Annotated in this window: 9 protein-coding genes; 3 read left to right on the plus strand and 6 right to left on the minus strand. The window is 58.1% G+C overall.

Annotated elements, in window-relative coordinates:
- Nucleotides 1–15 precede the first annotated feature (15 nt).
- Nucleotides 16–531, minus strand: coding sequence for a putative pterin-binding protein (locus tag L1P08_RS04190; RefSeq protein WP_303618748.1), 516 nt, complete (start codon nucleotides 529–531; stop codon nucleotides 16–18).
- Nucleotides 532–714: 183 nt separating this feature from the next.
- Here L1P08_RS04190 and L1P08_RS04195 point away from each other — a divergent pair, with 183 nt between their 5' ends.
- Together L1P08_RS04195 and L1P08_RS04200 are read left to right on the plus strand one after the other, a co-directional pair.
- A complete protein-coding gene (locus tag L1P08_RS04195; RefSeq protein ID WP_303618749.1) occupies nucleotides 715–1,335 on the plus strand; it encodes a response regulator in 621 nt (206 codons plus the stop codon).
- A gap of 178 nt (nucleotides 1,336–1,513) precedes the next feature.
- On the plus strand, nucleotides 1,514–2,503 hold the full coding sequence (locus L1P08_RS04200; protein WP_303618750.1) for a potassium channel beta subunit family protein: 990 nt from the start codon (nucleotides 1,514–1,516) through the stop codon (nucleotides 2,501–2,503).
- 75 nt (nucleotides 2,504–2,578) lie between these two features.
- Here the strand turns inward: L1P08_RS04200 and L1P08_RS04205 are convergent, their stop codons facing one another.
- Nucleotides 2,579–3,007 carry an FKBP-type peptidyl-prolyl cis-trans isomerase gene (locus L1P08_RS04205; RefSeq protein WP_303618751.1) on the minus strand — a complete coding sequence of 143 codons (429 nt, stop codon included), beginning with the start codon at nucleotides 3,005–3,007 and terminating at the stop codon, nucleotides 2,579–2,581.
- A 163-nt stretch (nucleotides 3,008–3,170) separates the two neighbouring features.
- Nucleotides 3,171–3,920, minus strand: a complete 750-nt coding sequence (locus tag L1P08_RS04210; RefSeq protein ID WP_303618752.1) for a glycosyltransferase family 2 protein — start codon at nucleotides 3,918–3,920, stop codon at nucleotides 3,171–3,173.
- 429 nt (nucleotides 3,921–4,349) lie between these two features.
- Here L1P08_RS04210 and L1P08_RS04215 point away from each other — a divergent pair, with 429 nt between their 5' ends.
- On the plus strand, nucleotides 4,350–5,825 hold the full coding sequence (locus L1P08_RS04215; protein WP_303618753.1) for an AMP nucleosidase: 1,476 nt from the start codon (nucleotides 4,350–4,352) through the stop codon (nucleotides 5,823–5,825).
- 28 nt (nucleotides 5,826–5,853) lie between these two features.
- On the opposite strand, the gene L1P08_RS04220 is transcribed toward L1P08_RS04215, so the two are convergent.
- From L1P08_RS04220 to aspS, 3 genes are all read right to left on the minus strand, one after another.
- On the minus strand, nucleotides 5,854–8,136 hold the full coding sequence (locus L1P08_RS04220) for an NADP-dependent malic enzyme (protein ID WP_303618754.1): 2,283 nt from the start codon (nucleotides 8,134–8,136) through the stop codon (nucleotides 5,854–5,856).
- Between the two features lie 91 nt (nucleotides 8,137–8,227).
- Nucleotides 8,228–9,859: an EAL domain-containing protein gene (locus L1P08_RS04225; protein ID WP_303618755.1), complete on the minus strand. Its 1,632-nt coding sequence runs from the start codon at nucleotides 9,857–9,859 to the stop codon at nucleotides 8,228–8,230.
- A 154-nt stretch (nucleotides 9,860–10,013) separates the two neighbouring features.
- Nucleotides 10,014–11,798: an aspartate--tRNA ligase gene (gene aspS, locus L1P08_RS04230; protein ID WP_303618756.1), complete on the minus strand. Its 1,785-nt coding sequence runs from the start codon at nucleotides 11,796–11,798 to the stop codon at nucleotides 10,014–10,016.
- Nucleotides 11,799–11,967: the final 169 nt, after the last annotated feature.

Below are 11,967 nucleotides of genomic sequence, written 5' to 3' on the forward strand. Positions count from 1 at the left end.
CCTCTCCATTGCCACCTACTCCATGACCTCGATACGGGTCAGCTGCCAGATGCTGCGGGAATAGATGGTTTCAGATCTATATTCGCCGTTGTGATCGTAGGGATAAACGACCCAAAGCGGCCCCCGCTCGCGCACCGACATTTCCGCGCCGTCAATTTCATAGGCAAGGATCGGCCCGCCCTCGACAGCGTCACTTACAGGGATATCGACCGCATAATCGTTGATCGCGGTCGCTTTCAAAGTTTCTCCACCCGCGCCGGTCAGGGCCAGTAAATCCGACAATTGCACGCCGGTGAACTCACGCACACCTTCAGTCCAGATTGTGCTGGTTTCAAAGCTCGTGGCAGGCAGTGCCCTGAGCATTTCCATGTCGAACACCGCTTCAGTGCCGACATTGGTTTGCTCCACAAGGCCGGAGACGGTCAACACGATGTCTCCCTGCGGTTCTGGCAATGGTGCCATATTGTCGGCATGGGCAGGTAGTGCCAGAGCTATAGCGGCGGCGATGACGTATGGTCCCAATCTGGTCATGACTTCCCTTTCAAGTCCCCGGTCAACCTTTCTGGTTGCGGCTGTTTCGACACATGAAAGACCATAGCTATTCCCCTGAGACGTGCACGGGCGCATTGGAGAAAATACTAACCTTTAGTATAGGCGTGACTTCCGCATGGCTGGCATAAACCTTAGTATCATTGCGCAAGGGAGCCAAATGACATGCGAATACTTATTGCGGATGACCATGATCTCGTTCGAGAAATGATTGCCGATGTTCTGGAACGGGAGGCAGAATGCACGGTTGCCCATGCGGCCAGCATTGATGCGGTCATCGAGGTGCTCAAGCAGAGCGAACCGTTTGATTTGATCTTTCTTGATTACCAGATGCCGGGCATGAATGAACTCGCCGGCATGCGTCTGGTCATGCGCACAGCGCCGGACACACCCGTAGCCCTGCTCTCCGGGGTCGCCAACAAAACCGTGGCCCAGCGCGCCATAGACGGCGGCGCAAAAGGCTTTGTGCCCAAGACCATGAAAGCGCGCTCGCTGGTCAACGCTGTCAAATTCATGGTGGCGGGCGAGGTTTTTCTGCCCGTCAATTTCATGACCGGCGCGGATCAGGCGCCTGAAAGCGCCACCGCACTCGGCCTCACCAAGCGCGAGCTTGAGGTATTGGCCGGGCTTTGCGAGGGCATGTCGAACAAGGAGATCGGTCTGCGTCTCGATCTTCAGGAAGTGACAGTCAAACTGCATGTCAAAACCCTGACCCGTAAGATGAATGCCAAAAACCGGACCCATGCGGCCATGCTGGCACGGGACATGGCACTCCTCGCCGGCTGATCACTTGCAGCCCGGTCACACACAACCCGGTCACAACAACCCGCTCCCTTGCCACCTGCCCCCTTGCCTGCGGTTTCAAGGCCCGGATCAAACAAATATTCCAGCCTGCCCCCTTCCCTTGCCCCGCCGCTAGCTGGTATCGTGTTATCGTTAATCCAAAAAATCAGAGAGGCGCAAAATGCTGTATCGGCGTTTGGGCAAGTCTGGCTTGAAAGTCAGCGAATTTTCTTTTGGCGCGTGGGTCACCTTCGCCAAACAGGTAGATACGGGCGCGGCGGCCAGCCTCATCGGCACCGCTTACGACGCGGGTGTCAATTTCTTTGACAATGCCGAGGGCTATGAATCGGGTGCCGCCGAGCAGGTCATGGGCGATGCCATCAAACAGCTCGGGCTGAAGCGCGACACCTATGCGGTGTCGACGAAAGTCTTCTGGGGCGGCGAAGGGCCGATGAACAAGGGCCTGTCGCGCAAGCATATCGTGGATGCCTGCCATGCCGGCCTGAAACGGCTCGGTGTCGATTATCTCGACCTTTATTATTGCCACCGTCCCGACGTCACCACCCCGATCGAGGAAACCGTTTCGGCAATGCATAATCTGGTCACACAGGGCAAGATTTTGTACTGGGGCACCTCGGAATGGTCTGCCCAGCAGCTGACCGAGGCCTATGCCGTGGCGCGGCAATACAACATGACGCCGCCGACCATGGAACAGCCGCAATACAACATGTTCACCCGCGAGAAGGTTGAGGGCGATTACCGCCCGCTTTACGACCTGATGGGCCTTGGCACCACGATCTGGTCACCGCTGGCCTCCGGGCTTTTGACCGGCAAGTACAATGACGGCATCCCGGCGGACAGCCGTGCCAACCTGCCCGGCTATGAATGGCTCAAGGAGAATTTCGAGAGCGATGCGGGCAAGGCCCGGATCAACAAGGTCAAGGCGCTGGCCAAGCTTGCAGATGAAGCCGGCATGCCGATCCATCACATGGCCCTGCTCTGGTGCCTGTGCAATCCGAATGTCTCCACCGTCATTCTCGGGGCATCCAAGGAAAGCCAGCTCAAAGACAATCTGAAAGCCCTCGACAGCCGCGACAAGCTGACCGGCGAGCTGATCGAGAAGATCGAGACCATCCTCGACAACAAACCGGCTGAACCCCAGACGTTCTAGTAAATAAAAAAAACGGCGGCGCGGCCTCAGCCTGCGTCGCCGTTTATCTGTTTATGCTGTTGGCGCGCGATCGCGTCAGACGACTTCGACGAGCTCCACATCGAACACCAGATCCTTGCCCGCAAGCGGGTGATTGGCATCAAGGGTCACCTCGGCATCGCCGATTTCGGTGACAGTCAGCGTGATCTGGTTGCCATTCTGGGTATTGGCCCCAAGCTGCATGCCAACCTGCAAATCGATATCGGCGGGAATGACGGTGCGTTCAACGCGCTGCACCTGGGCGGGGTCGTGGGCCCCATAGGCTTCAGGCGCCGGAATGGTGACGGTCGACTTGGTGCCGACTTCCATGCCGTCAATTTCCTTCTCAAGCCCTTTGATGACCTGGCCTGCGCCCAGCTGGAATTCCAGCGGATCGCGCCCTGTCGATGAATCGAACTGGGTGCCGTCGGTCAGTTTACCGGTGTAATGGATGCGCACAGTGTCGCCAGTCTTGGCGTGTGTCATGATCAAACCTTTATTTCTTTGGGAGTTTACGGCCGGCTGCGGTTCAATGACCCGCCGGCACTTCACGTCAAGGGCCCCTGGCGCGGCCCCGCTCTGGGGCCGAACCTAAAGAACCATGACGAAATGTAAACAGCCCAATCTGAAGGTTTTAAGGCAGCCTGCCCTATTTCCGGTCGCCGGGCCGGATATCGGTATAGTCTTTGGTGACCGGTTTGCCGCGGAATGTGACCCAGAAATAGTTGAGCACATAGGTGCCTGCAGTCTTGAACACACCCTCTTCCTCAAGCCGGCGGCCAGAGGTCAGCATGGGCAGGCCGAAGGTCCATTTCACCGGACCAACCTTGCTCAGGCGCACGGCGATATCAGTGTCTTCGCCATAAAACGAGATGGATGTGTCATAGCCACCCGCCTTGACCCAGGCCGAGCGGCGGATGACAAAATTGCCGCCCTGGATCATCGAGCCGACCCGCAGAACGAAGCGGTTGAGCAGGTAAACGGCAAACGAGATGTAGTAGAACATGCGCACGAGGAACCGGTTCCACAGCGACAGGTCGTGATAGATATAAGGCCCGCTCAGCGCCACCAGTTCCGGCTGGCGCTCAAAGGTGGTCAGCACGGTGTCGATCCAGCCCTCGGGCAATTCGGTATCCGCGTCGATATTGGCCACCAGTTCGGCCGTGGAGGCTTCAAACCCGGCCCGGCGCGCATGCACCAGCCCCTTTTGCAGCTCATTGACCACGGTCACGCCGGGAAACGCTGCGGCAACTTCGCCCGTCCGGTCGCTCGAGGCGTTGTTGACGACAATGATTTCGGCATTGATTCCGGTACGCTTGACCTCGCGCAACACAGCCTCAACACATGGGCCTATAAGAGCTTCCTCATTATAGGCAGGAATAACAAACGCCAGATCCATCAAGGATTCCCCAGTTTCAGCGGCTTTATAGTCAATCGCCCCGTCAAGGCCAACCGGCTTGTTGCGAGTTGATAACAGAAGAGCACAGGGAAACGCCCAAAACAAAGCAGCCAACGGGCCACTTTAAAAGGGAAAGACCGTGGCGGATCAGATCACGCCACGGTCTTCCTGGATACAAGCGCCGCGCTGTTGAGGGCTTGGGGACCGCGGCGGACTATGTATCCACTCACCCGTGCATGGGTCGTTTGCCAGAACCGGGCGAGTTCCTACAATAGATGGTGACGTTCCGGCCGGTTTAAAGACCGGTCACCAAAAGGTGAATGCAGCAACACGCGTGCGGAATAGTTGCTCTTGTCCGGCGAAACTGTCATGGCTGATAGGCAAGAGAAAAAAGAACATTCAGAGCCGCTATGGTGCGGAAGGAAGAACATGGAAATCATCAGCCCAGAGGCACTCCCGACAAAATCCTTCAACGATCCCGTCAAGGCATGGGAATATGTCGCTGAAATCTATCATCGTAATACAAGCTTTATCCGTGACCATCTGGTCGCCCTGAGCAAGGGAAAAGTGCCGGCAGGCAAAGTGCGCGCGACCTATCCGCAGGCGCAGATTGCCTCAACCAGCCACCAGAAGGTCGACTCCCGCCTGCCTTACGGATTTTTGCATACGCCGGGCGTCTACCGCACGACATTGAGCGATCCGGACCTGTTCAAGACCTATCTGATCGAACAGTTCTCGCTCCTGCTGAAAAACTATGTCGGCGACATCGAAATCAGCGAATCCGACACCCCGATCCCGCTGCATTTCGCGGTCAGCCCGCAAGAGCGGATCGACGGGGAAATCATCAACCGTATCGGCGTGCCGCTGCGCGATCTGTTTGATGTGCCGGACCTGCAGAATACCGATGACGAGATTGCCAATGGCACAGTCGTTCCAGCGTCAGGCGGCCCCTATCCGCTGGCGGCCTTTACGGGCCCAAGGGTGGATTATTCGCTTCAGCGGCTCGCCCATTACACCGCAACCAATCCGAGCCATTTCCAGAACTTCGTGATTTTCACCAATTACCAGTTCTATATCGAGGAATTTCAGCGGGTTGCCCATAAATACATGGAAAGCGGCCATCCCGATTACGACCGGTTTGTCGAACCGGGCAATGTCATCACCACCAATAGCCGGCTGGGCGGTGGCACAGTGGGCGAACATCCGCCGCGCATTCCGCAAATGCCCGCCTATCATCTCACCACAGGTGAAAGCCGCGGCATCACCATGGTCAATATCGGTGTCGGCCCGTCCAACGCCAAGACCATCACCGACCATGTGGCTGTGCTCAGGCCCCATGCCTGGCTGATGCTGGGCCATTGTGCGGGCCTCAGAAATTCGCAGGAACTGGGCGATTATGTGCTGGCCCATGCCTATGTGCGCGAAGACCATGTGCTCGACGCCGACCTGCCGCTTTCGGTACCCATTCCGGCACTGGCCGAGGTTCAGGTCGCGCTGGAACAGGCGGTGGCTGAAGTCACCAAGCTTGAGGGTATGGAAATCAAGCGGGTTATGCGCACCGGCACCGTGGCGACATTCGACAACCGCAACTGGGAATTGCGCGACCAAAAGGAAATCGTCCAGCGGCTCAGCCAGTCCCGCGCCGTGGCGCTGGATATGGAGAGTGCCACGATTGCAGCCAATGGCTTCCGGTTCCGGGTGCCCTATGGCACGCTGCTTTGCGTCTCTGACAAGCCTTTGCATGGCGAAATCAAACTGCCGGGCATGGCTTCGGAATTTTATCGCACCCAGGTCAACCAGCATTTGCTGATCGGTCTGAGGGCGATGGAAATCCTGCGCGATCAGCCCCCTGAACGCCTGCATTCACGCAAATTACGCTCTTTTGCGGAAACAGCCTTCCAGTAAGGAAGGCTGTTTCACGCCAAATTCAGGTCTACCGCAGGGACAAAGCTTCCGTGGCGGCAATCGCTGCGGCATTGACAATGCCGCGGCTGGTTGTTGATGGCGCAAGGATATGGGCCGGGCTTTTCGTGCCCATCAGCAAGGGCCCGACTGAAAGCGCATTGTTCATTTCCTTGAGCAGCGTCATGGAAAGGTTGGCCGATTCCAGGTTTGGGAACAGCAGCAGATTGGCTTCGCCCTGCAGCATGGACCCGGTGATATAGCGCTCACGCAATTCTTCGTTAAGCGCCAGATCGCCCTGCAATTCGCCCTCAACGATAAAGTCGGGCGCGACGGCTTTGAGCTTTTGATAGGCTTCACGCATTTTATAGGCACTGTCGCCATTGCGCGAACCGAAATTCGAATAGCTCAACAGCGCGGCCTTGGCCTCGATATTGAAGCGCTTGAGGTGGCTGCGCGCCTGCAGGGCGATGTCGACCACCTCATCGGCTGTCGGGTCCAGCGTCACATAAGTGTCCGCGAGGAAAAACACGCCGCGCGGCATGATCAGCATGGACATGGCCGAGACGTCCTTGACGCCGTCGGCCAAACCGATCACCGACTTGATGTCCCGCACATGCTTGATGAACCGGCCCTGCAGACCACAGATCAATGCATCCGCCTCACCGCGTTTCACCGCCAGCGTGCCAATCACCGTTGTATTGGTGCGCACGATGGTGCGCGCGGTGTCGGGTGTCACGCCGCTGCGTCCCACAAGCGAATGGAACAGGGAGACGTAATCGCGATAACGCGGATCGTCCTCAGGATTGATGATCTCGAAATCCACACCCGGCTTCAGCGTCAGGCCAAAGCGTTCAATGCGGCTCTCAATGACTGCCGGACGGCCGATCAGGATCGGGCGCGCGATGCCCTCTTCCAGAATGACCTGTGTAGCGCGCAACACGCGCTCGTCCTCGCCATCGGCAAATGCGATGCGTTTGCCCTTGCCCTGAGCCTGTTCGATGATTGGTTTCATCACCAGGCCGGAGCGGAACACAAAGCGGTTCAGGCTGTCCTTATAGGCGTCAAAATCGGTGATCGGACGCCGGGCAACGCCGCTATCCATGGCGGCCTTGGCAACCGCCGGGGCAATTTTCAGAATCAGGCGCTGATCGAACGGGCTTGGAATGAGATATTCCGGCCCGAAAATCGTGCCCGCACCGGTGGCCGAGGCTTCGAGCGCGGGTTCATGGGCCAGTTTGGCGATGGCGACCACAGCCGCCATTTTCATTTCCTCGTTGATCGCTGTCGCGCCCACATCAAGCGCGCCGCGGAACAGGAACGGGAAACAGAGAACATTGTTGACCTGATTGGGGTAATCCGAGCGCCCGGTGCAGATCATGGCGTCCGGTCGCACTTCGCGGGCCAGTTCCGGCATGATTTCCGGTGTCGGGTTGGCCAGCGCCATGATCAGCGGGTTCTTGGCCATGTTCTTGAGCATTTCCGGCTTCAGCGCACCGGCAGCACTCAGGCCGATGAAAATGTCCGCGCCGTCCATGACTTCCGCCAGCGTCTTTGCGGTTGTGTCACGGGCAAAGGCTGCGCGCCATTTGTCCATTTCCTCATTGCGCGTCGTGGTGACCAGACCGTCGCGGTCCCCCACCCAGATGTTTTCGCGCTTGGCCCCAAGGCTGATCAAAAGGTTCAGACATGCGATAGCGGCAGCACCGGCGCCCGAGGTACAGATTTTTACATCTTCGAGCTTTTTGTTGGCGAGCCGCAGGCCGTTGAGAACCGCTGCCGCCACGATGATCGCGGTACCATGCTGATCGTCATGGAAAACCGGAATTTTCATGCGGGCACGCAATTGCTCTTCAATATCAAAGCAGTCCGGCGCCTTGATGTCTTCGAGGTTTATGCCGCCAAAGGTCGGCTCCAGCGGGCGCACCACTTCGATGAACTTTTGCGGGTCCAGTTCGTCGATTTCAATATCGATGGCATCAATACCGGCGAATTTCTTGAACAGAACCGCCTTGCCTTCCATCACCGGCTTGGACGCGAGTGCGCCAATAGCGCCGAGGCCCAGCACCGCCGTACCATTGGAGATCACCGCAACCAGATTGCCCCGTGCGGTATAGGCATAGGCTTTTTCGGGATCGTCGGCGATTTCCTCACACGGAGCGGCAACACCGGGCGAATAGGCGAGTGCCAGATCGCGCTGGTTGCCCAGCGGCTTGGTGGGCACAATCTCGATCTTGCCGGGTTTTGGAAATTCATGAAAATGCAGCGCAGCTTCGCGCAAGGCTTTCTGCTGCTCGGTCAATTCGCGAGACATGCGGTCCCCTTCCGGTTTTTTGTAAATGTTGGTGCCATTAATCGGCGGGAAAAGAAAGCCCGACATGCTGCTTGAGGGTCGAAACCTTACATCAGGCCGCTTTTTCAGCAGCATCATCCGCCGCGCCCGGCGATATGCTGGCCGCTGCGACCTTGCCGGCGCGGGCCGGTGCGCCGTTCAGGGCCTCTGCCAGTTCGACAAACGAGGCTGTGGGCAGCGCCGGCGCGAACAGGAACCCCTGCGCCTGGGAAACGCCATGATTGCGCAGGTAAACCGCCTGGGCTTCCGTCTCGACCCCTTCGGCAACGATTTCCACGCCCATGTCATTGGCCATGTTGATCAGGCCGTCCAGCACAGGCACGCTGTCGGCCTCGGGCTTGATCATGCTGACAAACACACGGTCGATCTTGATAATATCCACCCCAAGCGTCTGGATCGCCTCTAGGTTGGAATGGCCGGTACCGGCATCATCGATGGCCAGACGGCACCCAAGGGCCTGCAGCCCGCCAATCACCCCGTCCACGGCCATCTGGTTGACCAGCGGGCGGCGCTCGGTGATTTCGAATGTCAGCTGGCGGAAACTGATGCCGGAGCCGTCAAAGATCGCCTGCACATCGTCGACAATCGAGGTGTCGCGGAAATGCCCTTCAAACAGGTTGATGCCGACTTTCAGGTCCGGCATGTCCCGGCAGATATGCGCCAGATCCGCACGGACCTGCTGCATCAGCTTGATGGTCATGGGAATGGCCAGTCCGGTCGCTTCGGCATAATCGATGAACATGCCCGGCGAGACGATCTTGCCGTCCTTCTTCACCCAGCGCACCAGCACTTCGCAGCCGGCCAGCCGTCCGGTCGAGATATTCATGATCGGCTGATAAAAGGGTTTCAGCTCATTGCGCTCGATGGCCCGCTCCAGATCGAAGACCGGCAGGCGTACGCGCCGGACATACTGGAAGGCGAGCAGCAGAAACGCCGCGCTCATCATCGCCGCAGCCATCGTGATTCCGATATCAAGCGTCGTGTATTGCGCGCGCACCGCTTCAAACGGGATGGCCGCCACACTCATCAGCGGCAAGGCGTCCGCAATCACACGGGAGGCCACCATCTCGCCGCCCGCTTTACCCGCATCCGCGAGCGCGGGGTCGCCATAGGTGATGATTTCGGTGCCATCGGTCAGGGCGATGCGCAACAGCGCGGCATTGGCGAATTCACGCGGCAATCCGCCCTCCAGCCGCGGGCTGATATGCACGAAAGCGGAAATCATGCGATTGGCGCCGACAAAGCGCGTCACCTTGAGGCTCGGCAGGGTTTCTCCGGCGAACCGCACCACGCTGATCGATTCCGCATTGCCGGGAATGGTCAGCCCTTCAGACAGCATCGAATAGCTGACCGGTGCCCCAAAGCCGTTGCAATACTGAACGCCGTCGTAATTCTCGACCAGAACCTGTTTCAGACAGATATTGGCCTGCAGCTGTTTCTGGACATTGGCCACAAAGGTGGGCGCACAAAGCGACGGGCTGTCATTCAGAATCTGGTGGATGGCGGACACGCCGCCATAAACCGCATCCTGTGCCTCGGCCGTCAGTGATTCCAGGCTGGCAAAAAGGCGCTGTGATTCCCGGTCACGCACATAGGTATCGAGCAAATAATCGACCGCGAGCACGGGCACAAAAGCCAGCAGCGCCCCCAATACGATCAGAATTTGCGATAGACGAGAGTTCACCGGGAACCTCTCCGAGTGTGCCGCGTGGTGACCCTGACTAGCACCGAGGGTTTAAAGTCCTGTTAAGGCTTACAAAGCCTTACAAAAAGGCTCAGCCCACCCCTTACAAAAGACGGGTTTGAACCGGCCAGGCAGGCCCTGGCCGGTTCAAAACTTATTTCGTGTCCAGATTAACCCGGATATGCAGTTCGCGCAGCTGCTTCGCGCTCACGCTGGAGGGCGCGCCCATCAACAGGTCTTCGGCCTGCTGGTTCATGGGGAACAGCGTGATCTCGCGCAGGTTCTTGGCGCCCACAAGCAGCATGACGATCCGGTCAAGCCCGGCCCCCATGCCCCCATGCGGCGGCGCGCCGTACTGGAAGGCCCGGTACAGGCCGCCAAAGCGCTCTTCAACAACGTCAGGCCCAAGCCCGGCAATGCCGAAAGCCTTGATCATCAGTTCCGGCAAATGGTTACGCAATCCGCCTGAAGCGATTTCAAAGCCGTTGCAGACCATGTCGTACTGATAGGCCTTGATCGACAGCGGATCCTCGTTTTCCAGCGCCTCCATGCCCCCTTGCGGCATTGAGAACGGATTATGGGCGAAGTCGACGCGCTTTTCGTCCTCGTTCCACTCATAAAAGGGAAAATCGACGATCCAGCAGAGTTCAAAGCGCTCGGTATCGACAAGGTTCAGTTCCTCGCCAACGCGCGTGCGGGCATCGCCGGCAAAACGGTGGAACTTGGCCGGGTCACCGGCAACAAAGAAACAGGCATCGCCCGCTTCAAGGCCCATCTGGGTGCGGATGGCCTCGGTGCGTTCCGGGCCGATATTCTTGGCCAGGGGGCCTGCGCCTTCCAGCGCGCCACCTTCTTCACGCCAGAAGATATAGCCAAGGCCCGGCTGGCCCTCGCCCTGCGCCCAGGAATTCATCCGGTCACAAAATGCGCGGCTGCCGCCTGTCTTGGCGGGCACAGCCCAGATTTCCACCTTCGGATCATTGGCGATCATATTGGCGAAAACCTTGAAGCCCGATTCAGCGAAATGCGGGGTAACCGCCTGCATTTCAATCGGGTTCCTGAGGTCCGGCTTGTCCGAGCCATAAGTCCGCAGCGCTTCCGCATAGGGAATGCGGCGGAAGTTCTGGGTCACCGGCTTGCCCTCGGCAAATTCTTCAAAAATGCCGCGAATGACCGGTTCCATGGTCGCGAGCACGTCTTCCTGCTCGATGAAGCTCATTTCGAGATCGAGCTGATAGAATTCACCCGGCAGACGATCTGCGCGCGGGTCTTCATCGCGGAAACAGGGCGCAATCTGGAAATAGCGGTCAAAGCCTGAGGTCATCAACAGCTGTTTGTATTGCTGTGGTGCCTGGGGCAGCGCGTAGAACTTGCCCTCATGGATGCGGCTGGGCACCAGAAAATCACGAGCACCTTCCGGTGACGAGGCCGAAAGAATCGGCGTCTGGAATTCAGCAAAACCGGCATTGGTCATCTCGCGGCGCATCGCGGCCACAATCTTGGTGCGGGTCATGATATTGCGGTGCAAGGCTTCCCGACGCAGATCGAGGAAGCGGTAGCGCAAGCGAATGTCCTCAGGATATTCCTGATCGCCAAACACCGGCATCGGCAATTCGCCGGCCTTGCTGAGCACCTCAATCTCATTGATGAACAGCTCAATCTCACCTGTTGGCAGGTTCGGGTTCACAGCATCGGCGGCGCGGGCTTTCACCTCGCCATCAATGCGCACAACCCATTCGGCGCGCAGGGTTTCGGCCAGCGCGAAAGCCGACGAATCGGGATCAACCACGCACTGGGTCAGCCCGTAGTGATCGCGCAGATCGATAAACAACAGGCCGCCATGATCGCGCACACGGTGAACCCAACCGCTAAGGCGCACGGTTTTGCCAACTTCACTGGAATTCAATTGCGCGCATGTATGCGAACGATAGCGATGCATGATCTACTCTTGTTTTTTATCGGAATCCGGGGATTTCATGGGCCGGAAAAGCGCATGGGCAAGCCGGTTTGTCAAGCTTGCAGCACCGGAGGCGGCACTTGCAAGCCGTGTCATGGAAACCAAATTTGGCTTCAATTCTGGAGTCATCGCCCGACACCTGCTAGGGGTT

The organism is Mariluticola halotolerans (assembly GCF_021611515.1).
In the GTDB taxonomy this organism is placed as follows: Bacteria; Pseudomonadota; Alphaproteobacteria; order Rhizobiales; family Devosiaceae; genus Mariluticola; species Mariluticola halotolerans.

Bases quoted from the DNA above. Each gene is read 5' to 3' on its own strand.
- L1P08_RS04190 (WP_303618748.1), bottom strand. From the start codon at position 531: ATGACCAGATTGGGACCATACGTCATCGCCGCCGCTATAGCTCTGGCA.
- L1P08_RS04195 (WP_303618749.1), top strand. From the start codon at position 715: ATGCGAATACTTATTGCGGATGACCATGATCTCGTTCGAGAAATGATT.
- L1P08_RS04200 (WP_303618750.1), top strand. From the start codon at position 1,514: ATGCTGTATCGGCGTTTGGGCAAGTCTGGCTTGAAAGTCAGCGAATTT.
- L1P08_RS04205 (WP_303618751.1), bottom strand. From the start codon at position 3,007: ATGACACACGCCAAGACTGGCGACACTGTGCGCATCCATTACACCGGT.
- L1P08_RS04210 (WP_303618752.1), bottom strand. From the start codon at position 3,920: ATGGATCTGGCGTTTGTTATTCCTGCCTATAATGAGGAAGCTCTTATA.
- L1P08_RS04215 (WP_303618753.1), top strand. From the start codon at position 4,350: ATGGAAATCATCAGCCCAGAGGCACTCCCGACAAAATCCTTCAACGAT.
- L1P08_RS04220 (WP_303618754.1), bottom strand. From the start codon at position 8,136: ATGTCTCGCGAATTGACCGAGCAGCAGAAAGCCTTGCGCGAAGCTGCG.
- aspS (WP_303618756.1), bottom strand. From the start codon at position 11,798: ATGCATCGCTATCGTTCGCATACATGCGCGCAATTGAATTCCAGTGAA.